Genomic DNA, 23,426 nt, shown 5'->3' with positions numbered 1-23,426 from the left:
ATCTGTGAGCGGATCTGTGACGGGCGGCGGCATGGACCTGTGGGTGATCGTCCCCGCCTACAACGAGGCCGGGGGCATCGAGGCGACGCTCCGCGCCCTGGAGGCCCAGGACGACCCCGGCTTCACGCTGGTGGTCGTCGACAACATGAGCACGGACGGGACCGCCGACGTCGTGAGGGCCTACGCCAGGACCTCGCCCATGACGATCGAGGTCATCCAGGAGTCGCACAAGGGCACGGGCGCCGCCTCCGACACCGGGATGCGGCATGCCATCGCCCGGGGGGGCACCCACCTCGCCAGGACGGACGCCGACTGTGTGCCGCGCCGCGACTGGGTGCGGGGGATGAAGCGGGGCTTCGGCGACGGCCTGGAGATGGTCGGCGGCCGGCTCCGGCCGCGTACTGACGAGTTCCGGCTCAAGCTGTGGGAGCGCCGGCTCATCCCGTTCGTCGTCGGCGTGGCGGCGGCGTTCGGACGCTTCCGGCCGGGCAACCGCGACGCCGCCTACCTCGGGCCGTACGTCATGATGCCGGGCGCGACCGTGGGGATCACCTCCGCGCTGTACGAGCGGGCGGGCGGGTTCCCGCGCACGGCGATCGAGGAGGTCCACGAGGACCGCGCCCTGGTCAACCGGGTGCGCAAGCTCACCCCCGCGTACGCCTCGCGCCGGGACGTGGTCGTCTACGGCTCCGTGCGGCGGCTGCGCGCGTACGGGCTGGCGGGCACGCTGGCCTGGTACGCCGACCACCACTACCGTCCCGACGTCGTCGACGTCCGATGACCGCGCGCCTCCGGGCCGACGGGACGAGGCCCCCGGCCGCCCCCCGTACGACGCGCCACACGACCCGCCCCGGCCTCGCCGCCCGCACGAGACACGGGTTCCTGGACCACGAGACCCGGCTCTACCTGGCCGCCCATCCGTTCGTGTATCCGCTGATGCGGCTGCTCGCCCGGCTCGGCCCGGTCGTACGGGTGCCCGGCGTCGGGGTGGTGGTCAACGACGCCGCCACCGCCCGCGAGGTGCTCATGGACGAGCGCTTCCGCAAGGACGGCCCCGGCTCGCCCGGCGACCTCTGGACCCCCGTGCTCGGGCCGTCCGTGCTGCTCAACATGGAAGGCGAGGCCCACGCCGCGCTGCGGCGCAAGCTGGCCCCCCTGTTCACCCCGGCCCAGGTCGCCTCACTGGTGTCCGGCGTGCTGGAGTCCCCGCTGGCCGGCCTCTCGGCACGGCTGGCGCGCGGCGAGACGGTCGACCTCGTGGACGAGATGCGGCTCATGGCGGGCGCGGTGATCTGCCGGTTGATCGGCATGGGCGAGGTGGCGCCCGAGGACGCGCGGTCGCTGTTCGCCGAGGGCGAGCGCATCGTGTCCATGGTGTCGCTGCGCTCCCGCCGGCTCTCCGAGCGGCAGATCACGGCCGCCCGCCTGGTCCTGGACCGGATCGGCGACATCGCGGTGGCGGCGTACGAGCGGGGTGAGGACTCCACGGTCATGGGACGCATGCGGGCCCTCGGCCTGTCCGCCGCCGAGGCGCGCGGGGCGGCGGGGGCGTTCTTCCTGACCGGCACCGAGACGGTGGCCACGTTCGTCCCGAGGCTGGTCGCGCTGCTGCACGACACCGGGTCGCGGGTGGACGGCCCCGGCGATCTCGACCGGGCGATCGAGGAGGCCATGCGGGTCACCACCCCGACGCCGGTGATGCTGCGCTCGGTGGCCGCCCCCGCGCGCGTCGGGCCCGTCGCCGTACGGCCCGGCGACCGGATCCTGATCGTGACCCACAACTGCGCCCGCGCGTACGGTCCCTTCGACCTGGCGACGGCGCATCCTCCCGAGCTGCGGCGGCTGTGGTTCGGCGCGGGGCCGCACTTCTGCATCGGGTACCCGCTGGCGCTGGCCGAGATCCGCGCGGTCGCCGGGGTCGTGCTGTCCCATGACGTGCGCGTCGTACGGCGCGTGGCGGCCCGAGGAGTGCTCATCCCTACTTATGCACACCTGTGGATAACTTCTGGAGCCCGCCGCGGCGGAGAGGGATCACATGCGCGGAGGAGGTCGGGAGCCGATGAGTGATCTCGTCACCGGTGTCCTGGACGCCGCCGAGCGCGAGCCGCACAGCGTCGCGATCATCGACGGGCACTGCCGGGAGCTGACGTACGGGGAGCTGCGCCGCCGCGTCGAGGCCGTCGCGGGTGCCATGACGGGCCTGCGTCCCGGCGACGGGGTGCTCTTCGCGGTACGGCCCGGCCCGGACGCCGTCACGCTGGCCCTCGGGGCCGTCGCCGCCGGAGGGATGCTCGTCCTCGCCGACCCGGGCCTCGCGCCCGACGTCGCCGCCGCCCGGATCGCCGTGACGGAGCCCGCCTGGGTGGTCGCCGACTCGCTGGTGTACGCCCTGAGCGGGCCGCTGCGCGCGATCGCCCGGCGTCGCGGGCTGACCCTCCCGCACCTGCGCGATCCCCTGCCGGGCCGTCCCGTGCGCCACCTGTACTCGGGCCCGTGGCTGCCGGGCGTTCCCCGGGGAGCCGTACGGCTGCGCACCCTGGAACGCGGCCGGCCCGCGAACGCCGCGCGGGCCGGCGGGCCCGTCGCCGAACCCGGCATGCCCGTCGTCGGGCAGCCTGGGAGGCCCGTCCCCGGGCAGCGCGCCGAGCGGCCGGATCAGGCGGCCGTCGTCGCGTTCACTTCGGGGACGACCGGAAGGCCGCGCGGGGTCGTCCACACCCGTGGATCGCTCGCGGAGAGCTCGGCGATCTTCCGGGCCGCGATCCCGCTGGGTCCCGGTGACGTCGTCCACACCGACCAGCTCATGCTGGGCCTGCCGGCGCTGATGGCGGGCGCCACGTGGTCGCTGCCAGGCTCGCGGCCGTACGCGGAGGAGCTGGCCGCGCGCGGGGCCACCCACGCATTCTGCGTGCCCGTACGGCTGGACACGATCCTCCGTGAGACCCCGGCGCTTCCCGGCACGCTGCGCTGCCTGCTTCTCGGCACCGCCCCCTCGCCGCCCGCCGTACTGCGGCGCGCCCGTGCGGCGGCTCCTCACGCCGAGATCTGGTCCGTGTACGCCATGACCGAGGCCCTGCCGATCGCCGTCGCCTCGGCGGAGGAGAAGCTCGCCAACCCGGAGGGGGACCTGCTCGGGACGCCGCTGCCCGGCGTGGCCGTCCGTATCGGCGACGACGGCGAGCTGTTCGTCTCGGGACCCCAGCTCGCCCGGGGGTACCTCGGCGAGCCGCCGCTGACGGAGGTGGCCACGGGCGACCTGGCCCGTTTGGACGAGCACGGCCGCCTGGTCCTGCTGGGCCGGAAGAAGGACATGATCCTCAGGGACGGGGTGAACATCTACCCCGGCCTCTACGAGCCGGCCGTGGCGGCGCTTCCCGGCGTGGCCGAGGCCGCCGTCATCGGAATCCCCGACCCGGAGACCGGTGACGAGGAGGTCGTGCTCGCCGTGATCGCCGACCCGGACTTCGACCCGGCCCGGCTGCGCGGGAGCCTCCCGCGGATCGTGGACGTGGGCGCCCTTCCCGACCGGATCGAGGTCGTCGACACGTTCCCGCGCGGCGGGCGCACCGACAAACTCGACCGCGCCAGGCTCCGCGCCACCCTCGCCGCGATGAGGCCTTCGCGATGAGCTTCTTCCCGGCGAGAGGTTCGCGATGAGCTTCTTCCCGGCGAGAGGTTCGCGATGAGGGTGGCGGTGACGGGGACGTCGGGGTTCGTCGGGGGCGCGGTGTCCAGGGCCGCGGCGGCGCGGGGCTGGCAGGTGTACGCCTTCGGCCGCCGCCCCGAGGCGGACCTCGGTCGTGACCATCTTGGCGGCCCGCGCGCGTCGTACCGCTCGTGGGACATCACCGGGCCGGTGCCCGATGACCTGCCCGAGGTGGACGCGGTGATCCACTGCGCGGGCAGCGTGACCGACTGGGGACCCAGACGGAAGATCGTCGAGGTCAACCTGGGCGGCACGACGCAGGTCCGGCGGGCCTTCCCCGGTGCCCGGTTCGTCCACGTCAGCACCGCGAGCGTGTACGACCCGTTCCGGCCCACCGTGATGGCACGCGAGGACGAGCCCCCGGCCGGCCGGTACGTCAACGCCTACGGGGCGTCGAAGGCGCTGGCCGAGCACGTGGTGCGCGACACGGCGGTGATACTCAGGCCGCACGCCGTGTACGGCAGGGGGGACACGACGCTGCTTCCCCGGGTGCTCGGCGCGGTGCGCGGACGCCGCCTGTGGGCGGTGGGCGACGGACGTCAGCGGATCAGCCTGACCTCTGTGGACAACCTGGCGCAGGCCTGCCTACTCGCCGCCGCGGGCCCGGTGGAGACGGGCGTCTTCAACGTGACGGACGCCGAGCCTGTGATGCTCGACGACGCACTCCGCTGGATCCTGCGGGAAAGAAGCATCGACGCACAACCCGCCTATCTGCCCGCCGCCCTGGTCACCCCGGTGGCAGCCGTCGCCGAGACCGCGTTCCACCTGCTCCGCCGCCCGGAACCACCCCGCCTCACCCGGTACGCCGTAGGCCACCTGTCCGTGGAACGCACACTCGACATCACCGCCGCCAGAACCCACCTCGGCTACCGCCCGGCACCCACATCCTTCACCGGCGCCTTCACCTGGTGACTGGCCCTTCCCGACGTGTCTAGCTAGAATTGTAGCCATGGAGCCACTTTCGATCACAGAGGCTAAGAACCGGTTCACCGAACTGGCTGCGCAGGCTTCCGAAGCACAGGATCATTTCACTGTGACCCGCAACGGCCGCCCCTACGTCGTCGTGGTCTCCATCGCCGAATGGGAGGCCACTCAGGAAACCCTCTCGGTCCTGTCCGATGCGGCGGCGGTTGCCGACCTTCACGAGTCCGCCGAGGCCCAGCGCAGGGGCGAGGGGTACACGCTAGACGAGGCGCGGGCCGCACTGGCCGCGCGGCGAGCCTCCGCGTGAGCGATGCAGACGATGCTCCACGGTTCGAAATCGAGCTGAGGCCCGCAGCTCTGCGCGCCATCGCCGAGCAGCTTCCCCTCTTTGTCGCGGACGCTGTGCTCACTTTCCTCGAAGTCGCGCTGGCTCAGAATCCCCGACGTGTGGGTAAGGAACTCCGGGAGCCCTTCGATGGCGTGATGTCAGCTCGCCGGTCGACTTGGCGGGTCCTCTATCGCATCCACGACGGCAGGCACACAGGGAAATGCCCCGGTGAGCATCGGTGCCTCGGCACTGTCTCGGTGGAGTCCATCCGCCACCGGTCAGATGCCTACCGGATCTGACCGCCGATGCGCCTCGTGATCTGTGCCACCTCGACCTCGGCAGCGAAGCCATCCATGTCCGTGGGACCGGAAATCTGAGGTGCGGGCCGTGCAGGTTCACCACAGTTCTCATGACATGTCTTGACAAGAGTGGTTACGGGGAACGCTAATCCGGTGTAGCAGCCGATCCGGGTCGCGTCTTGAGGGCGTGAGCCGGCGAGAGAAAGGCGCCCATCGTGTCCGATCTCCCCCAGTTGCCGTTTCCGCGACGCAACCAGCTGGATGTGCCACCGACATACCGCGAGCTGCGCAAGCAGTCGCCCATCAGCCGGGTGCGGACCCAGGCGGGCGACGAGGCCTGGCTCGTCACGGGTTACGAAGAGGTGCGGCGGATCCTCGCCGACGACCGGCTCGGCCGCTCCCACCCCGATCCCGACGCCGCGCCGCGGATCTCCAGCTCGGTGATCCTCGGCGGCCCGAGAGGCGACTACTCGACCGAGAAGCAGGAGCACGAGAGGATGCGCAAGCTCCTCGCTCCCGCGTTCTCCGCCCGGCGGATGAAGGCCCTGACCGACCACGTGCAGGACCTGGTCGACGACCTCCTCGACCGCATGGCCACCAAGACGCCGCCGGTCGACCTGCACGAGCACTTCTCCTTCCCGCTTCCCGTGCTGGTCATCTGCGAGCTGCTCGGCGTGCCGTTCGAGGACCGCGACCGGTTCCGAGCGCTGGCCGACGGCATGACGAACATGACCGACCCGGTGGCGGCCTCCATGGCGATGGACGAGCTCAGCGACTACATCCACGGGCTGGTGCTGGAGAAGCGCAGGCACCCGGCAGAGGATGTCCTGTCCGACATGGCCAACATGGACGCCGACGACAAGGAGATCTCCGACCTCGGGGCCGGGCTGCTGTTCGCGGGGCACGAGACGACCGTCAACCGCATCGACTACGGCGTCGTGTTCCTCCTCAGCGACCTGGCCCAGCGCGACGCGCTGGCCGCCGACCCCTCACTCGCGCCCGCCGTGGTGGAGGAGGTCCTGCGCATGGCCGCGCCGTCCGACCACGGGCTCGTGCGGTACGCCAAGGCCGACATCGAGGTCGGCGGCGTGACGATCCGCGCGGGCGAGGCGGTGCTCATCCTCACCTCGGCGGCGAACCGCGACGAGAACGTCTTCGACGCGCCCGACGTGTTCGACATCGGCCGAGAGGCCGCGGATCCTCATATCGCGTTCGGATACGCCCAGCATTACTGCATCGGGGCGAACCTCGCGCGGGTCGAGCTCCGGGTGGTGTTCGGCACGCTGCTCCAGCGGTTCCCCACGCTGGAGCTGGCCGAGCCCCTGCATCGGCTGCGCACCCGCACCGGCCGTCTGACCGGCGGTTTCGTCGAGCTTCCCGTCACCTGGTGAGCTGACCCGCCGCACGACCGCGGAACCGCGAGACCCTGCCGAGGCGTGTCGCGGTCCCGCCGCCGTGCCCCGACAAATAGCCACAATCCACACTTAACGCGTCTTGTAACCAATTCTGATTCGCCCCGTTAAGATTTAGTTTGATCATTATGCTGATCGGGGAGAAATGCTGACCCTGTGGTACGACCGTCCCGCGGACGAGTCAGATGAGCACGACGCGTGGGAACGGCTCGCACTGCCGATCGGCAACGGCAGGCTCGGCGCGATGGTGTTCGGACGGCTCGGAACCGAGCGTGTCGCCCTGAACGAGAGCACAGTGTGGACCGGCGGGCCTGGCTCGAAGGACGCCGAGCACGGGTACGGCTTCGGCGACTGGCCCTCTCCCCGGCCGGGCGCGCTGGACGAGGTCAGGCGGCGGATCGCCGAGGACGGGCGCGTCGAGCCCTGCGAGGCGGCCCGCCTGCTCGGAAACCTCGCCGGGATGGACGGTCACATCCCCGGGTTCGGCGCCTACCAGCCCTTCGGCGACCTTCTCCTCGACTTCGGTACGCCGGACGGCGTCTCGGACTACCGCCGCGAGCTCGACCTCTCGACCGCGATCGCGTCGGTGCTCTACTCGGCGGGCGGCGTCCGTTTCACGCGTGAGCACTTCGCCAGCAACCCGGCCCAGGTGGTCGTCATACGGCTCACCGCCGACCGTCCCGGCCAGGTGTCCGTCACGGTACGGCCGGCCGCCGCCGCACCGCTCTGCCCGCCGGTACGGGCGCGGGAAGGCCGTCTGACACTCCGGGGAGCGCTGGAGGACAACGGGCTCCGCTTCGAGGGACAGGTCCGCGTGCTGGCCGAGGGTGGCAGCCGTACGGACGAGGGAGGCGCGGTGGCGGTGCGCGGCGCCGACGCCGTGACCGTGGTGTTCTCGGCGGGCACCGACTACGCGGACGCGCACCCGGGCTATCGCGGAGACGACCCGCACGTCACGGTCACCTCGCGCGTCGACCACGCGTGCGCCCGGAGCTACGCGGAACTGAGGGCCGAGCACGTCGCCGACCACCGGGACCTCTTCGACCGCGTCCAACTCAACATAGGCGGATATTTCGCGACAGCGACGCAGGACGCGGTACCGACGGACCAGGCGCTCGCGGCGTACGGCGACGGCGGCCCCCGCGACCGGGCGCTCGAAACGCTGCTGTTCGCCTACGGCCGCTACCTGCTGATCGCCTCGTCGCGGTCGGACTCCCCGCTGCCGGCCAACCTCCAGGGCCTGTGGAACGACAGCACCACGCCTCCGTGGGACGGCGACTGGCACACCAACATCAACGTCCAGATGAACTACTGGCCGGCCGAGGTCACCGGGCTGAGCGAGTGCGTGCCGCCGCTGCTGCGTTTCGTCGACGGGCTGCGCGCTCCAGGGGGGATCACCGCCAGGACCATGTTCGGCGCGTCCGGCTGGGTGGTCCACCAGAACACCAACCCGTTCGGGTTCACCGGGGTGCACGACTGGCCGACGTCGTTCTGGTTCCCCGAGGCGAACGCCTGGCTGGCCCAGCACGTCTACGAGCGCTACCTGTTCAGCGGCGACCTCCGCTACCTGCGCGACCACGCGTACCCCCTGCTCCGCGAGACGGCCGGCTTCTGGCTCGACCACCTGACCGAGGAGCGGGGCCTCGTCGTCTCCCCCAGCCACTCGCCCGAGCACGGGCCCTTCTCGGCCGGCGCCGCGATGTCGCAGCAGATCGTGTGGGACCTGCTGGCGAACACCGTCGAGGCCGCGGACTACCTCGGGGTCGATCCCGGCTACCACGTGCTCAAGGCCCTCGGCGAGCTGGACGAGGGGCTGCGGGTCGGATCGTTCGGGCAGCTCCAGGAGTGGCGGGAGGACTGGGACGACCCGGACGACACGCACCGCCACGTCTCCCACCTCTTCGCGCTGCACCCGGGCCGCCGCATCCGTCCCTGCACCGAGTACGGCGACGCCGCGCGGGTCACGCTGGACCATCGCGGTGACGACGGCCCCGGCTGGAGCAGGGCCTGGAAGATGAACCTCTGGGCCCGCCTGCTCGACGGCGACCGCGCGCACCACCTGCTCCGCGAGCAGCTCAGGCACGGCGTCCTGCCCAACCTGTGGAGCACGCATCCCCCGTTCCAGATCGACGGCAACCTCGGGACCACGGCGGGGATCGCCGAGATGCTCCTGCAGAGCCACGCGGGCGTGATCGACGTGCTTCCCGCGCTGCCGTCCGCGTGGCCGTACGGCTCCTTCGACGGCCTGCGCGCCCGGGGCGGCCACACGGTCGGCGCCACCTGGCAGGAGGGCGAGGTCGTCGAGGTGCGCGTCGTCTCGGGCACCGACGGCGAGGTACGGCTGCGCAATCCCGCGTTCCTGAGCGGCTGCCGCACCCATGTGCCCTGCGCCGTCGAGGACGACACGGCCGCGTTCCAGGCGACCACCGGAAACGCGTACCGGATCACCGTCGGCTGAGCCCTCAAGAAGCCGCACCCTCCAGAAACAGACATAACGCCATATATCCGCATAAAGAATGGCGATGGCGTCACTCCACGGGACACGAACCGGTAACAACGCGTGCCCGTGCCGTCACCACGGCTTGACAGAAGGAGCGCCATATCGTCTTATACACCTACCCGACTTATTAAGTAGGAATTAAGGAGTAGTCCATGAAGGTTCGCAGGCTCCGGGGGATGGCGGCAGCACTGGCCGCGGTCGCCGTGACCGCCCTCGCGGCGGCCTGCGGCGGAGGCGACACTTCCGCCTCCGGCGGCGGCGCGGCCAAGACCGAGGTCCGCCTCGGCTTCTTCCCCAACATCACGCACTCCACGGCGCTGGTCGGGGTCAAGAAGGGGTTCTTCGCCAAGGCGCTGGGCAGCGACGCGACGCTGAAGACCGCCACCTTCAACGCCGGCCCCGCGGCCACCGAGGCGATCTTCTCCGACGCCATCGACGCGACGTACATCGGACCGAACCCCGCGATCAACGCCTGGTCGAAGTCCAAGGGCCAGGCCATCAAGATCGTCGCCGGATCGGCGTCGGGCGGCGTCTACCTCGTCGTCAAGCCGACCATCAACAGCGCCGCCGACCTCAAGGGCAAGAAGATCGCGACGCCGCAGCTCGGCAACACGCAGGACGTCGCGCTGCGCTTCTGGCTCAAGGACCAGGGCCTGAAGACCGACACCAAGGGCGGCGGCGACGTCTCGATCGTCCCCCAGGAGAACGCGCAGACCCTGCAGACCTTCGCCACCGGCGACATCGACGGCGCCTGGGTCCCCGAGCCCTTCGCGAGCCGCATGATCCAGGAGAGCAAGGGCAAGATCCTCGTCACCGAGGCCGACCTCTGGCCGAACAAGCAGTTCGTGATCACGCACCTCATCGTCAGGCAGCAGTTCCTCAAGGAGCACCCTGACCTGGTGAAGAAGCTGATCGAGGCGCACGTCGAGTCCAACGCCTACATCCAGTCGGACCCGGCCGGCGCCAAGGAAGCGATCAACGCGGAGCTGCAGGACCTGTCCGGCAAGCCCCTCAAGACCGAGGTGCTGGACAGCGCCTTCAAGAACATCACCTTCACCAACGACCCGATCGCCTCCTCCCTGGTGACCAGCGCCGAGCACGCCCAGCAGGTCGGCCTGCTCGACCCGGTGGACCTGAACGGCATCTACGACCTCACGATCCTCAACGAGGTGCTGGCCGCCAAGGGCCAGCAGGCGGTGAGCGACAAGTGACCAAGCACTGCACCCCACAAGAGCCGACGCGGCGCTCCCGGTCACGGGCCGGCGAGCCGCTGGGTGAGGAGTCGAAGTGACAGCTCCGATTCAGGAGCTGCGCCCCAGCCGGGCCGACGGGCGTGAGCCCGCGGTCCGGCTGGACGCGGTTTCCAAGGTGTACGGCCGGGAGCTCCTCGCCCTCGACCGGGTGACGCTGTCGGTGGACAAGGGCGAGTTCGTCTGCCTGCTCGGAGCCTCGGGCTGCGGCAAGAGCACGATGCTCAACCTGGTCGCCGGGCTCGACCGCCCCACGGCCGGGGAGATCGACACCAAGGGCGGGCGCATCGCGATGATGTTCCAGGAGCCCGCCCTGTTCCCGTGGCTCACCGTCTCGGCCAACATCGAGCTGGCGCTCCGGGTGAAGAGCTCGTCCAGGAGCACGTCGAAGAAGGAGCGCCGCGCGCGGGCGGAGGAGCTGCTGGAGATCGTCCACCTGGGCGGCTTCGGCGCCAAGCGCCCGCACGAGCTGTCCGGCGGCATGCGCCAGCGCGTCGCGCTCGCCAGGGCCCTGGCCCAGGACGCCGACGTGCTGCTCATGGACGAGCCCTTCGGCGCGCTGGACGCCATGACCCGCGACCTGCTCCACGACGAACTGGAGCGCATCTGGCGGGAGCGCGAGCTGTCCGTCCTGTTCGTGACCCACAACGTGCGCGAGGCCGTGCGGCTGGGTGACCGGGTGGTGCTGCTGAGCAGCAGGCCGGGCACGGTGATCGAGGAGTTCCCCGTCACGCTCCCCCGGCCGCGCCGTACGGACTCCGGCGAGGTGGCCGAGCTTGCCGGGAGCATCACCGACAGGCTTCGTCAGGAGGTGCTGCGTCACGCCCGGCCGGCGCAGCAGCCCGTCGGCGCCGGCGCTGAGAAGTGATGGTGCGTCATGACTGCTGATATCTCCCAACAGATCGCCGGTCTGGACGCGCTGGAGCTGTCCCACCGGGAGCAGCGCGGCGTCGCCGCGAGGGTCTGGTCGCGCGCCTGGCCGATGATCTCCGCCGTTGTGCTGGTCTTGGTGATCTGGGAACTGGTCGTACTCAGCGGGTGGCGTCCCGAGTACGTCTTCCCGGGCCCCGTCGCCGTCCTCGGAGACCTCTGGACCCGCCTCGGCGACCCCGAGTTCTACACGGCCGTGGCCGTGACGATGCGCCGCGCCGTCACCGGGTTCGCGGTCGCGGTGCTGGTCGGGCTGATCGTCGGCGCGGCCGTGTCGCGCGTGCGTCCCCTGCGGGCGGCGTTCGGCTCCCTGATCACGGGCCTGCAGACCATGCCCTCCATCGCGTGGTTCCCGCTGGCGATCCTGCTGTTCAAGCTGAGCGAGAGCGCGATCCTCTTCGTGGTCGTCCTCGGCGCGGCGCCGTCCATCGCGAACGGGCTGATCGCGGGCGTGGACTACACCCCGCCGATCCTGCTCAGGGCCGGGCACATCCTCGGGCTGCGGCGGCTGGCGCTCTACCGGCACGTCATCCTGCCCGCCTCGCTGCCGTCGTTCCTCTCGGGGCTCAAGCAGGGGTGGGCGTTCGCGTGGCGGTCGCTGATGGCGGGTGAGCTCCTGGTGATCATCGCCAACCAGACGTCGATCGGCGAGCAGCTCGACAACGCCAGGGAGCTCTCCGACGCCCCGGGCCTGCTGGCCACGATGATCGTGATCCTCGTCATCGGCATCGTCGTGGACATGTGTTTCGGCGCGGCCGACAACGCTCTCCGGCGCCGCTGGGGGCTCGACCAGCGCGTAGGCTGATGCGGATCTCCGCCAGGACACAGTACGCCCTGCGCGCCGCCGCGGAGCTGGCCGCCGCTCCTCCGGGCCCCGTGCCCGCGGAGCGGATAGCGAGCTCCCAGGACATCCCCCGCAGATTCCTGGACAACATCCTGCTCCAGCTGCGGCGCGCGGGGCTCATCGAGAGCCAGCGGGGCCCCGAGGGGGGCTACTGGCTCGCGAGGCCGGCCACCGAGATCACTCTCGCCGACATCATCCTCGTGATCGAGGGCGTACCCTCCCACAGCGAGCGGTTCCCCGGGGTCGCCGGGCCGCTCGCCGAGGTGTGGACGGCGCTGCGGACGTTCGAGAACACGACGCTGACGGAGATCACGCTGGCCCACATCGCCAGCGGCTCCCTCCCGCCTCTCGCCTGATGCCGGCCCGTCCCGTACGTCTTGTACGACCCCTTCGGTTGGAGCGCGCCAAAGCCGGCGTTTGTGGAAGACTGCCGATCTGCTGACATCTCTATCTATCGCCCGCGAAGGGGCATTTTCGGATGGGAACTCCTGGGCAGCTGGTGGTGAAGCGGTACCGGCTGGTGAGAGCACTCGGTCAGGGCGGCATGGGCATGGTCTGGGAGGGGCACGACACGCTCCTCGACCGGCCGGTGGCGGTCAAGGAAGTGCTGGTCCCGCACAGGCTCGACTCCCGTCAGCAGCTCCAGATGGTCCATCGGACCTCCCGCGAGGCCCGTACGGCCGCGCGGCTCAACCACCGCACCATCGTCAGCGTCTTCGACGTGGCCGAGGAGGACGGGCGGCCCTGGATCATCATGGAGCTCGTGCCGTCGCGCTCCCTCGACCGGGTGATCGCCAGCGAGGGCCCGCTCTCCGTCTCCCGCGCCGCGACGATCGGGCGCGACGTCCTCACCGCCCTGTCCGTCGCGCACGCCGCCGGAGTGGTGCACCGCGACGTGAAGCCGGCCAACATCCTCATCGGCTACGACGGCCGCGTGGTGCTGAGCGACTTCGGCATCGCCACGTCCCTCGGCGACCCCTTGGCCCAGCGGAGCGGCACGATCGGATCGCCCGGCTTCCTCGCGCCGGAACGCGCGGCCGGGGCGCCCGCCGCGCCCTCCGCCGACCTCTGGTCGCTCGGCGCGACCCTCTTCGCCACGGTCGTCGGCAAGCCCCCCTTCGACAGCACCATGGGACCGGTGGCCTCGCTCCTCACCCAGGACGCCGAGCTGACCAAGGCGCCCGCCGAGCTGCGCCCGGTGCTGGCCGGGCTGCTCGCCAAGGATCCCGCCAAACGGATGGGCGCCGCCGAGGCCCAGCGCCTGCTCGACGCCATCGTGTCGCCCGGCGATCCGGCGCCCTCGCCCGCGCCCACCCGGGGCGGGAGCCGTACGAAGCTCCTCGCCGGGGTGGCGGCGGTCGTGATCGTCGCGGGCGCGATCGGCGGGTGGGCCGTCCTGCGGCCGACCGGCACGGCGAGCGCCGGTCGCGACGGCGCGTCTCCGCTGACCGCTCCCGCGTCCGGCACGACGCCGACCGCGACTCCGGTCGCGACGCCCACTCCCTCCCCGAGCCGGTTGAGGCTGAGGTGGTACGACGCGGGCCGGGGGTGGAAGGCGGGAGTGCCGCGAGGCTGGCGGCTCGGCATCCAGGAGGACCACTTCACCTGGGCCGACCGTACGGGCACGGCCTACCTGGGGCTGGAGGTCATCGACTCTCGCGGGAGGGACCCGCTGGACCTGCTGCGCGAGGTCGAGACGTCCCTTTCCAGCTCGGTCAGGAAGTACCGGAAGATCCGCCTTGAGAAGGTCCCCGCGAAGCGCGACGTCGTGGCCGAGTGGGAGAGCACCTGGACCGGGCCCGGCTACCATTCCTGGGCCGTCAAGGGGGTGCCCTACCACGAGATCCAGAGGATGATCGTCACGGGCGACCGCCTCAGCGTCATCGACTGGGTCACCACCACGGCCGAATGGGAACGCCTCGGCCCCACCATGGAGGCCGTCTTCAAGTACTACCGTCCTCCGGGACTTACCACCCCCAGATGACCTTCCCGGTAGGTTCGCTGCCAGTCGGCGGCGCCGGTGAAGGAAATCGGCCCCACCAACCGGCGACAAGGCATCACCGCTCGATGAATTCCTACTAAGGTCGGTCGTATCTCGATCACGAGGAGATGTGCATGAGCTGGCTCTCGAAGCGTCTTCTTCTCGGCCATCTGCGCACGGGACCCACCGTTCTGCTGCCCGCCAAGCCGAGCCCGGCGGCGCTTCTCGTGGTCCTGCGGCTGGCCGATCCGGACGCGCACGCCGACGGCGACGACATCGTGCTCACGGGGATCCGGGTGAAGGCCGGCCTCGAACTGACGGAGGAGGAGCTCCGCAAGCTCCTGATCACCGACGAGGACCACCTCTGGGCTCAGCGGGTCGTCGCCGACGGCCCGCTGCCCGTTAACGGTCTCGACAAGCGACTGGCGGAGGGAATCGCCTACCGCCTCGGCGGCTGGGCGATGACCAGGGGCGAGATGAGCGACCCCACCGACGACGACTCCGTGGGGCCGGTCGCGTACCTCGGCGAGATGCCGCCGCACGAGGAGATGATCTCGCTGCTGAGCGACCGCCTGCGCCCGGCCGAGTCGCTGAAGCCGTCCTGGGAGGAGGCGGGGTCCGCCGAGCTCCTCGACGGGATCGCCCACCGGTACCAGGAAGGCTTCGCCATGTACGGCGGAGCCGACATCCTGGTGTCCCTCACCCCCACGACCGAGATCCCTTCGGCCGTGCGCGCCGTCATGCCGTACGCCTCCGAGGTGGTCAGGGTGGACGTGCGCCCCTTCGAGGACTCCGAGGGCACGATCACCCTGACCGGCGACGAGGCACTCGCCGACACCGGGGCGGTGGCCCTGGCCATCGCCGACGCCTTCAACGGCCTGGCGACGGACGCCTGGGGCTTCCAGATCTCCACGCCCCAGGACCTCCTCCCCCCACCACCCCCGAACACCACCCCACCGGACGCCACGAACCCACCCGACGCCACCCCACCGGACGCAACCTGACCCGACGCAACCTGACCCGACGCAACCTGACCCCGCGCGACGCCACCTGACCCCGCGTAAGGACCAGGCCCGGGTCACAGGCCGGGTCAGCCGACGTGGACCGGGGGGCGGCGGGTGTCGTCGGGCTCGGCCTGGCGGAGCACCTCACGGGTGAGAGGCGCGACGTCGCCCCCGCCGAAGACCAGGTAGCGCAGGAGCGCGGCGATGGGGTTGCCCTCGGACCAGTGGAAGTAGACGTGCGGGAGCTTGCCCGTCTCGTCGCGGATGTGCAGCAGAACCGCCGCGATCGCGTTGGGCACCGTGGCGCCCTCCACCCGCAGGATCTTGTATCCGTGGCGCTCCTCGCCCCGCACGCACAGCTCGGAGTGGAACTCCGAGGCGTCCCCCACCGTGATCTCCAGGAAGAGCAGGGGCTCGTCGTCGGGCAGGTGGTGGTTGCGCCGCGTCTCGTGGTCCTTGTCGGCGTACTCCTGCTCGTCGCGCGCGTCGGGCTCGTTGGCGATGATGCGGATCTTGCCAGGGACCTCGATGAGGCTCTTCGCCTTCTCGTCGAACTCGATGGCGCTGACGCGCAGTTCGGTGGAGCGTGTGGCCCGGGAGATGATCGAGGTGACGACGATGGCGACGACGAAGAAGAACGCGATCTTCAGACCGTCGGGCCGCTCGATGATGTTCGCGACGGCGGTGTACGCGAGGATGAGCGCCACCACGCCGAAGGCGGCGGCCCGCCCGCGCCTGCCGTGCTGCCAGGAGGACAGGGTGACCGCGACCGCGGCCGAAAGGATCAGCGCCAGCACCCCCGTGGCGTACGCCCCGCCCTGCTCCTCCACACCCGCGTGGAAGAAGAGCGTGATGGCGCAGGCGATGCCGGTGAACACCAGCACCAGGGGACGCACCGCCCGCGTCCAGTCGGGCGCCATGCCGTAGCGGGGAAGGTAGCGCGGCACGATGTTGAGCAGCCCCGCCATGGCCGACGCGCCGGCGAACCACAGGATGGCGATCGTGCTGATGTCGTACGCCGTGCCGAACAGGTCGCCGAGATACTGGTGGGCGAGGTAGGCGAGGGCGCGCCCGCTGGCCTTGCCGCCCTCCTTGAACTCCTCGGCCGGAATGAGCACGCTGGTCGCGAAGCTGCTGGCGATGAGGAAGACGCTCATGATCAGCGCGGCGACGGTCAGCAGCCGCCTGGCGCCCTTGACGCGCTGCTCAAGATCGCCCTTCACCAGCGGCATCACCGCGACGCCGGTCTCGAACCCCGACAGACCGAGCGCGAGCTTGGGCATCACGAACAGCGAGAGGCCGATCATCGCGAGCGGCCCTGAATGCTCGGTGGTGAGCGCGTGCTGCCAGTCGCCCACCATGGCCGGATGGGCGATGGCCTGCACGACGGACGTGACCACGACCACGACGTTGAACAGGAGATAGACCGCCACGAGGATCACGGCCAGGCCGATGGCCTCGCTGAAGCCGCCGAGGAACACCACGCCGAGCAGCACGATGAGCAGCAGCGTGATCGGGACCTTCCACCCCTCCAAGAAGTCGGGGACGAAGGGGTTCTGCAGGACGTGGGCCGTGGCGTCGGCCGCGGACAGGGTGATCGTGACCACGAACGCCGTGGCGACGAACCCGAGCAGGAACAGCACGAGGAGCTTGCCCCGCCACCCCGGCAGCAGGCCTTCGAGCATGGACAGCGAGCCCAGGCCGTTCGGGCTTTCCGCGGCCACGGCGCGGTAGGTCGGCAGGGCGCCGAACAGGGTGAGCGCGACGAGCAGCAGCGTGGCGATGGGCGAGAGCGACCCTGCGGCCAGCGCGGCGATGCCCGGCTGGTAGCCGAGCGTGGAGAAGTAGTCGACACCGGTGAGGCACATGACCTGCCACCACCGGTGCTGCTCATGGGCCGCAGGCTCGGCGTGGTGGCCGACGGACTTGCGGTCGGAATGGAGCAGGCCGTGCAGCAGCCAGGCACGCAGTTTCTCGTCGGCGCGCTCGTCGGCCGCCGGTGGAGTGGAAGTGGCCCCCACCTTGTCACCCCTTAGTAAGTGCCGCGGGACGACAGGAACCCTACTCAACGGCCGGGGCCCGCGGGACCAACCCCTGCCACCTGTGGACAACCGTGACAAGGAACTTCTCGCGCCTGGTCATGAACCGCTGAGGAAAGCCCAGGCACGTGGCATGATGAGCCACTCGGTACTTGCAATGGTTTTCATAATCAGATTGGATCCGACCTATGAGAGTTGCCTTCGTCGGCAAGGGCGGGAGCGGTAAGACGACGCTTTCGTCCCTGTTCGCCAGGTACGCAGCGCGGCAGTGCGGCCAGGTGGTCGCCATCGACGCCGACATCAACCAGCACCTCGGGCTGGTGCTCGGGCTCGACCCGTCGGCGCTGCCCCAGCCGCTGGGCGCCCATATCGGCGAGATCAAGGAGTATCTGCGGGGCGGCAACCCCCGGGTCACCTCCGCCTCGTCCATGGTCAAGACCACTCCGCCCGGCCGGGGGTCGCGGCTGGTGAGCGTCACCGATCCCTTCTTCATGGAGCGGTTCGCCACCGGCGTCCAGGGGTTCCAGCTGATGGTCACCGGCCCCTTCAGCGAGGACGACCTGGGCGTGGCGTGCTACCACTCCAAGGTCGGCGCGGTCGAGCTCTTCCTCAACCACCTCGTCGACGGGCCCGAGGAGCACGTCATCGTCGACATGACGGCGGGCGGCGACTCCTTCGCCTCCGGGCTGTTCACCCGGTTCGACATGACCTTCCTGGTCGCCGAGCCGACGAGACAGGGCGTGAGCGTCTACCGCCAGTACCGCGACCACGCCCGCGACTTCGACGTGCCGATCGCGGTGGTCGGCAACAAGGCCCATTCCGAGGCCGACGTCGCCTTCCTCCGGGAGCAGGTCGGAGACGACCTGCTGGTGTGCCTGGAGCACTCGCCGGCCGTCCGGTCCATGGAGCAGGGCCACGCGTTCACCCTCGACGACCTCGAACCGGCCAACCGGGAGGCTCTCACGGTGCTCATGAGCCACCTGCGCGCCCAGAAGAAGGACTGGGAGAGGTTCGGCCGCCAGGCGATCGAGTTCCACACGCGAAACGCGCGGGCGTGGGCCAACCGGGCCACCGGCGAGGACCTTCTCCAGCAGATCGACCACGACTTCGTCTTCGGCGAGCGCCCGACCGTCGGAGCCGGATGACGGGCGGCCGCTTACGCGACTGTTCCCATAACGCCACCTGGAGCCGGGGCGACGCGACGCCTAACGTCGAGTTCGTCCCTCCCGAGAGGAGAACCAAGCATGTCGCTGACCGTTCCGAACGAGCTCATCGACCAGGCACGCGCGGGTGACGTCGACGACGAGGCGTTCCTTGCCTGCGTCCGCGACTCCCTCCCGTACGCCTGGACCCTGATCACCGGACTGGTGCGGCAACGCCAGGAGAGCGGCGCCGAGTTCGCGGACAACCACACGCCACCACCGGACGAGGCGGCGCGCGGCCAGCTCCTGCGGTGCCTGGCCAGTGACTCGATGCGCGGTGCGCTGGAGCGGCACTTCGGCGTGCGGCTCGCCTTCCAGAACTGCCACCGTGTCGCCGTGTTCGACCCGACGGCCGAGAAGGCGCACGCGGAGTTCGTCACCGCACGCGCCCAGATCCTCAACCAGCAGCCCGACCTGGTCGACTGCTGACGCACCGCGCTCCGTACGGCTCCCGCCAGGCACCACGGCGGGGGCCGTACCGGTTTCCGTATGCCCTACTCGGCGGAGGACCGCACCGGTGCCAGATCGGCGGCCAGATAGCGCGCCGCCACGTGCAAGGCCCGCAGTGTCGCGGCCACGGACGGGCGGTTCACGCTCGACGCCCTGACCACGGCCTGCACCTCGCGGGTGACCGGGTCGCCGGGGAACTCCCGCACCGCGACGCCCCTGACGCCGGCGGCGAGCGCCAGCGCGGGCACGGCGGCGATGCCGATGCCCTTGGCCACGAGGCTCAGGATGGTCCCGAGGCCCTCGAACTCCCACGGCACCGGGTGGGCGCCGCCCACATCGGAGAGCAGCCTGTCCACCGCCATGCGGGAGGGCTCGCCGTCCGGGGTGGCCATCCACGGCTCGTCGCGCAGCGCCCACAGGTCGACGGGGACCGACGGGTCGGCCATGCGGTGCCGCCGGGGCACCACCAGCACGAGCGGATCGACCAGCAGCGGCATGACGCGCAACGCCTCGGTGTCGCGGGCGCGGAGGCTCCCGTACCAGTCGTCCACGAGCGCGATGTCAACCTCGCCCGCCTGTACCTCCCGCATGCCACGCCCGGAGCGACTCTGGCGTAGCCGGAGCGACAGCGACGTGTGGCGGCGCAGTGACCTCGCGAGCACCGGGGCGAACGCCACCGCACCCGTCGGGAAGGCGGTCACGACGACGCGACCAGAAGGAGTGGCCGCGTGGGCGGACAGGTCGGACTCGGCCGCCTCCACCATGGCGAGGATCCGCTCGGCGTGCTCGACGAGACGGTGCCCCGCGTCCGTGAGCTCGGCACTCCGGGACGTACGGTCCAGCAGGACCGAACCCGTCTCGCGTTCCAGGGCCGCCAGTTGCTGGGAGACCGCCGACGCGCTGTACCCGAGCGAGGCGGCGGTCGCGGCGATGCTCCCTCTGCGCGCGAACTCGCGGAGCAACGCCAGGCGCCGGACGTCGAGCATCGCTTCTCCTTATGGTCACCCACGAAAAGCCTCGCTTGTACTGATGGGTGTACCCGCTCAAGCTTGGGGACGTTCCCCCGTACCAGGAGGTTATGACCGTGAACATCACGCTTTCTGCCACTCTGGCGGCTAATGAGGACATTGCCCGAAGACGCCGCGCCGGGCAGCGGGTCCTCAACCTCGCCTTCGGCGAGGCAGGTCTTCCCGTCCACCCGGCACTGCGCGATCGCCTCGCCGAGGCCTCGCAGGAGAACTGCTACGGACCCGTCGCCGGCGCCCACGGCCTCCGCGAGGCGGCGGCGGGCTACTGGGCCCGGCGCGGGCTGCCCACCGATCCCGAACTGGTCGTCTGCGGCCCCGGAAGTAAGCCCCTGCTGTACGCGCTCCTGCTCGCGATCGGCGGCGACATCGTGCTGCCGATGCCGAGCTGGGTGAGCTACGCGGCCCAGGCCGAGCTCGCCGGCGTCCGCCCGATCCTGGTTCCCGCGCCCCCCGGCGAGGGGGGGACGCCGGATCCCGACCAGGTGGCGGGCGCCGTCCTGCACGCGCGCGCTCAGGGCCGTACGGTGAACACGGTCCTGCTGACCCTGCCCGACAACCCGACGGGCAGGCTGGCGGCCCCGGAGACCGTCACCCGTCTCGTCCAGGTCGCCCGTGAACTGGACCTGATGATCATCTCGGACGAGATCTACCGGGACCTCGTCCACGACGAGAGCGCGGCATTCCTGAGCCCGGCCGACATCGCACCCGAGCGGACCGTCGTCACCAGCGGGCTGAGCAAGAGCCTCGCGATCGGCGGGTGGCGCATCGGGGTGGCACGGCTCACGTCGGCGCCCCTGCGCGACAGGCTTCTCGCCGTCGCCTCCGAGATCTGGTCGAGCCCGGCCACCCCGGTGCAGCACGCGGCGGCGTACGCGTACACCGAGCCGCCCGAGCTCGTCGAGCGCGTCACCGCGAGCAGGAGGCTCCACGGCATCGTGGCGCGGGCGGTGGCCGACCGTTTCGCGAGGGCGGGCGCCCGCCTGACGTACCCGCAGGGAGGGTTCTACCTCTACCCCGACCTCGCGCCCCTTCGTCGGTTCACCACCTCCGCCGAGCTCGCCTCCGCGCTGCTCGACGGGCACGGGGTGGGCGTGCTGCCGGGCTCGGCGTTCGGCGACGCGCCCGGGAACCACCGCGTGCGGGTCGCCACGAGCCTGCTGTACGGCGAGGGCGAGGAGCAGCGGCTGGCCACGCTGAACGCCGAGCGGCCGCTCGATCTGCCCTGGGTCGCGGCCTCTCTCGGGCACCTGGAAGAGGCGCTCGCGGGGTTCAGCGAAAGGAGGCGATTCGTGGCCTGGATTCCCGGCTCGCTGGCCCCGGCGACTCCGTGATCTGCATTACCGAACTTTTACTGTTCACCCCCTGCCGACGACGGCCGGGATCACCCGCCTGACCTGCGATTTCTTGTTTCGGATCACTGCTCTCGCGGACGCCCCCCAAGATGTTCCATCCGATTTGGTGCAGCGTCTACAAGAGAGCCCCCATCATGTGCTCATGCCCGCTTTTGTCACCCTGTCCGGGCGCTCCGTGCGCCTGGAACCTCTCAGCCACGCGGTGGTCGACGACCTGGTCGCCGCGGCGAGTGAAGACCGCTCCACCTACGCCTTCACTCGCGTTCCCGTTGGCCGGGAAGAGATGACCTCGTACGTCGAGGCGGCTCTGGCTGAGCAGGCGGAGGGCCGAACTGTGCCCTTCGCCATCCGGTGGCTGCACACCGACAGAATCGTCGGTGCCACCCGTCTGATGCACCTGGAGTACTGGCAGGGCCCCCTGCCCTGGCCTCCCGGCGCGCGTGGCGTGGTGGGCGAGGTCCCGTCCGTGGCGGACATCGGTTACACCTGGCTGGCCGCATCGGCCCAGGGCACCAGCGTGAACCGGGAGAGCAAGTACCTCATGCTCTCGCTCGCCTTCGAGACCTGGCAGGTCCACCGCATCACCCTGAAGGCGGACGTACGCAACGTACGTTCCCGGGCCGCCATCGAGGCCCTCGGCGCACACCTCGACGGGGTGCGGCGGGCGGACAGCCGAGGCGCCGACGACACGGTCCGAGATACCGCCTACTACTCGATCCTCAGCACCGAATGGCCGCAGGTCCGAGAACGGATGCACGCGAGGCTCGGCCTCGTGGAAGCGGCGTGAGATCCCCGTTCCTTCTATGAACCCATGGAACAGACAGCCCGCCCGGAGGCCTTCGTGGCTTCCGGGCGGGCTGCCCTGTTTTCCATCGGTCTCTCGCGTTCGGCGTTGAGGATTACTGCTCGTCTGCCTCGTAGATGTAGTCCCAGCGGCCGCAGTACTTCTTCGTGCCGTGGTTGTTGTCGTAGTAGCAGACCCGGACCTGGATGTTGTCGACGTCGTCCTCGTAGAAGTGGAAGTAGCGGTAGCCGCTGGAGCCGCACTTCTTCGCCCAGTACGTCGACTCGTCGCCGTCCTCGTTCTCGAACTTGACCTGGACGTAGCCGCACAGCCAGTTCGGGGAGTTCTTGTCGTACAGCTTGCCCTCGACGTGGAAGCTGCCGTCGTTCTCTTCGTAGACGTGGCCCTTGGCCTTGGCCGGCGAGCCGTGGAAGTACTTGGAGTAGTTGTAGCCCCAGAAGTCGTCCTCAAGCAACACTTTGCGCGCGGTTCCTTGGGTGGACGCCGACGCGGAGGAGGCGAAGGCAGGGACGCCGACGGCGAGGACGGTTGAGGCGGCGGCGATGCCGAGAAGGGTGCGGACGGAGCGACGCATTTTGGATCTCCCAGACTGAGGGGTGCTCCCCGGCTCTTGCTCCGGGGTTCGTGCTACCAGTGAAAACCCGTCCCATTGCAGGCTGCTTACAGCTCCAATTGCAGGCCGCTTACAGGGGGCTTGCTGTGCTGGCAGGACACTTGAGAGCCTTCGCGCCGGGTGCCATCACAGCCCCGATCCCCACGGACACCGAGCACAACGCATACAACTCAGCCGAGGGCAGAGCCGTTTCGGCGAGGATCTTCTCTACAGGGTTAAAGGCTCGCTTCGCTCGCCGGGGGCCGCCGCCCTGCGGGCGGCCAGCGCTCCCCGGGCATGCGGCCTTGGGGCCGGTCCCGGGGGCGCGCCGTCCTCAGGCGACGGCCCCCGACAGCACACAGCCTGTACCAGTCAGGCAGCCACCACCACGCCCTCACGATCGCCACAGGGTGGCTGATCTACGTACGGGGTTGGGGGCGATCGGAGGTCCGGCGCTTCGTCCCTCAGCACCAGCCCACCGAGCAGCATGGTTATGGTCCTGCATGGCGTTTGCCGAAAGATTGATGAGCCCCCCACCCAGTGCTTCCCCGTGGGGGGCTCCGTCGCACCGGACTGCTATACCCTCGCCCATCCGCGCGACGTGATCTTGGTTGTTAGAACCGCAGCGCCGAGGGTGCTCGGTTCTCAAGCCGCGTTTCGGTGTCCAGATGCGCTGCCAGCTCGTTGTCGCCGGCCAGGCTTATGGGACCACCGAGGGTGGTTTTCTGCCACGAGCATGGGACCACCCGGTTGCCAGTGATGGGACCACCCCGCGTGTCG

General features: G+C 70.3%; 21 protein-coding genes. 18 read left to right on the top strand and 3 right to left on the bottom strand.

Annotated elements, in window-relative coordinates:
- Positions 1–4: 4 nt before the first annotated feature.
- From AB0B89_RS02990 to AB0B89_RS02925, 14 genes are all read left to right on the top strand, one after another.
- Positions 5–781 (top strand): glycosyltransferase, encoded by a 777-nt coding sequence (locus AB0B89_RS02990; RefSeq protein WP_358547222.1) that lies wholly within the window; start codon positions 5–7, stop codon positions 779–781.
- Entirely contained in the window at positions 778–2,067 is a 1,290-nt protein-coding gene (locus tag AB0B89_RS02985; protein ID WP_358547220.1) for a cytochrome P450, read from the top strand. The genes AB0B89_RS02990 and AB0B89_RS02985 overlap by 4 nt, the downstream gene beginning before the upstream one ends.
- Positions 2,060–3,628, top strand: a complete 1,569-nt coding sequence (locus tag AB0B89_RS02980; protein WP_358547216.1) for a class I adenylate-forming enzyme family protein — start codon at positions 2,060–2,062, stop codon at positions 3,626–3,628. The genes AB0B89_RS02985 and AB0B89_RS02980 overlap by 8 nt, the downstream gene beginning before the upstream one ends.
- Before the next feature lie 66 nt (positions 3,629–3,694).
- Positions 3,695–4,618 (top strand): NAD-dependent epimerase/dehydratase family protein, encoded by a 924-nt coding sequence (locus AB0B89_RS02975; RefSeq protein WP_358547213.1) that lies wholly within the window; start codon positions 3,695–3,697, stop codon positions 4,616–4,618.
- A 37-nt stretch (positions 4,619–4,655) separates the two neighbouring features.
- The gene (locus AB0B89_RS02970) at positions 4,656–4,937 is read left to right on the top strand and encodes a type II toxin-antitoxin system Phd/YefM family antitoxin (protein ID WP_358547211.1); all 282 of its coding nucleotides are present in this window, start codon (positions 4,656–4,658) and stop codon (positions 4,935–4,937) included.
- Complete coding sequence (locus AB0B89_RS02965) at positions 4,934–5,257, top strand: type II toxin-antitoxin system RelE/ParE family toxin (RefSeq protein ID WP_358547210.1); 324 nt, start codon at positions 4,934–4,936, stop codon at positions 5,255–5,257. Before AB0B89_RS02970 ends, AB0B89_RS02965 begins: the two co-directional genes overlap by 4 nt.
- 215 nt (positions 5,258–5,472) lie before the next feature.
- Positions 5,473–6,648 carry a cytochrome P450 gene (locus AB0B89_RS02960; RefSeq protein WP_358547207.1) on the top strand — a complete coding sequence of 392 codons (1,176 nt, stop codon included), beginning with the start codon at positions 5,473–5,475 and terminating at the stop codon, positions 6,646–6,648.
- A gap of 166 nt (positions 6,649–6,814) precedes the next feature.
- Positions 6,815–9,127, top strand: a complete 2,313-nt coding sequence (locus AB0B89_RS02955) for a glycoside hydrolase family 95 protein (RefSeq protein ID WP_358547204.1) — start codon at positions 6,815–6,817, stop codon at positions 9,125–9,127.
- A gap of 194 nt (positions 9,128–9,321) precedes the next feature.
- Positions 9,322–10,380 (top strand): ABC transporter substrate-binding protein, encoded by a 1,059-nt coding sequence (locus AB0B89_RS02950; protein ID WP_358547202.1) that lies wholly within the window; start codon positions 9,322–9,324, stop codon positions 10,378–10,380.
- A gap of 76 nt (positions 10,381–10,456) precedes the next feature.
- Positions 10,457–11,287, top strand: a complete 831-nt coding sequence (locus tag AB0B89_RS02945; protein ID WP_358547199.1) for an ABC transporter ATP-binding protein — start codon at positions 10,457–10,459, stop codon at positions 11,285–11,287.
- Between the two features lie 9 nt (positions 11,288–11,296).
- A complete protein-coding gene (locus AB0B89_RS02940) occupies positions 11,297–12,154 on the top strand; it encodes an ABC transporter permease (protein WP_358547197.1) in 858 nt (285 codons plus the stop codon).
- A complete protein-coding gene (locus AB0B89_RS02935) occupies positions 12,154–12,549 on the top strand; it encodes an Rrf2 family transcriptional regulator (RefSeq protein WP_358547195.1) in 396 nt (131 codons plus the stop codon). Before AB0B89_RS02940 ends, AB0B89_RS02935 begins: the two co-directional genes overlap by 1 nt.
- Positions 12,550–12,671: 122 nt before the next feature.
- On the top strand, positions 12,672–14,177 hold the full coding sequence (locus AB0B89_RS02930) for a serine/threonine-protein kinase (RefSeq protein ID WP_358547193.1): 1,506 nt from the start codon (positions 12,672–12,674) through the stop codon (positions 14,175–14,177).
- Positions 14,178–14,308: 131 nt separating this feature from the next.
- Positions 14,309–15,178 (top strand): hypothetical protein, encoded by an 870-nt coding sequence (locus AB0B89_RS02925; protein WP_358547190.1) that lies wholly within the window; start codon positions 14,309–14,311, stop codon positions 15,176–15,178.
- Positions 15,179–15,264: 86 nt separating this feature from the next.
- On the opposite strand, the gene AB0B89_RS02920 is transcribed toward AB0B89_RS02925, so the two are convergent.
- Positions 15,265–17,199, bottom strand: a complete 1,935-nt coding sequence (locus AB0B89_RS02920) for an amino acid transporter (RefSeq protein WP_358547187.1) — start codon at positions 17,197–17,199, stop codon at positions 15,265–15,267.
- Positions 17,200–17,405: 206 nt separating this feature from the next.
- Between AB0B89_RS02920 and AB0B89_RS02915 the strand changes: the two genes are divergently transcribed.
- Together AB0B89_RS02915 and AB0B89_RS02910 are read left to right on the top strand one after the other, a co-directional pair.
- Positions 17,406–18,362 (top strand): ATP-binding protein, encoded by a 957-nt coding sequence (locus AB0B89_RS02915; protein WP_358547185.1) that lies wholly within the window; start codon positions 17,406–17,408, stop codon positions 18,360–18,362.
- 99 nt (positions 18,363–18,461) lie between these two features.
- Positions 18,462–18,848, top strand: a complete 387-nt coding sequence (locus AB0B89_RS02910; protein ID WP_358547182.1) for an SCO5389 family protein — start codon at positions 18,462–18,464, stop codon at positions 18,846–18,848.
- A 65-nt stretch (positions 18,849–18,913) separates the two neighbouring features.
- Here the strand turns inward: AB0B89_RS02910 and AB0B89_RS02905 are convergent, their stop codons facing one another.
- A complete protein-coding gene (locus AB0B89_RS02905; protein ID WP_358547180.1) occupies positions 18,914–19,855 on the bottom strand; it encodes a LysR family transcriptional regulator in 942 nt (313 codons plus the stop codon).
- Between the two features lie 98 nt (positions 19,856–19,953).
- On the opposite strand from AB0B89_RS02905, the gene AB0B89_RS02900 reads away from it, so the two are divergent.
- Together AB0B89_RS02900 and AB0B89_RS02895 are read left to right on the top strand one after the other, a co-directional pair.
- Positions 19,954–21,228, top strand: coding sequence for a pyridoxal phosphate-dependent aminotransferase (locus AB0B89_RS02900; RefSeq protein WP_358547361.1), 1,275 nt, complete (start codon positions 19,954–19,956; stop codon positions 21,226–21,228).
- A 163-nt stretch (positions 21,229–21,391) separates the two neighbouring features.
- Positions 21,392–22,036: a GNAT family protein gene (locus tag AB0B89_RS02895; protein ID WP_358547178.1), complete on the top strand. Its 645-nt coding sequence runs from the start codon at positions 21,392–21,394 to the stop codon at positions 22,034–22,036.
- 112 nt (positions 22,037–22,148) lie between these two features.
- On the opposite strand, the gene AB0B89_RS02890 is transcribed toward AB0B89_RS02895, so the two are convergent.
- Positions 22,149–22,628: a hypothetical protein gene (locus AB0B89_RS02890; protein ID WP_358547176.1), complete on the bottom strand. Its 480-nt coding sequence runs from the start codon at positions 22,626–22,628 to the stop codon at positions 22,149–22,151.
- Positions 22,629–23,426: the final 798 nt, after the last annotated feature.

Origin of the sequence: Sphaerisporangium sp. NPDC049002 (genome assembly GCF_040649355.1) — a bacterium.
Classification (GTDB): domain Bacteria; phylum Actinomycetota; class Actinomycetes; order Streptosporangiales; family Streptosporangiaceae; genus Sphaerisporangium.
This window is presented reverse-complemented; position numbering and strand designations above follow the sequence as displayed.